1 protein-coding gene is annotated in these 285 nt (G+C 35.4%); it reads left to right on the plus strand.

The window, feature by feature from the left end; translation table 11 throughout:
* Positions 1-285: AAA family ATPase (locus ACNG5D_RS16045; RefSeq protein ID WP_418184537.1), on the plus strand; the 285-nt coding region annotated here is incomplete at both ends.

Raw genomic sequence — 285 nt, forward strand, 5'->3', positions numbered from 1 at the left:
TACTTACCAATTTAGAGGAAAGAGATGTTTTATTTATTGATGAAATCCATCGATTAAGTCCCATTGTAGAGGAATATTTATATTCTGCCATGGAAGACTATAAAATAGATATCATGATAGAGTCTGGGCCGAATGCTAGAACAGTTCAGATTAATTTAAATCCTTTTACTTTAGTTGGTGCGACAACACGTTCAGGATTGCTTACTGCTCCTATGAGAGCGCGTTTTGGGATACAGAGTAGATTGCAATATTATAACACCCAATTGCTAACTACTATAGTACAGC

The organism is Algibacter ulvanivorans (genome assembly GCF_048381495.1).
Classification (GTDB): Bacteria; Bacteroidota; Bacteroidia; order Flavobacteriales; family Flavobacteriaceae; genus Algibacter_B; species Algibacter_B ulvanivorans.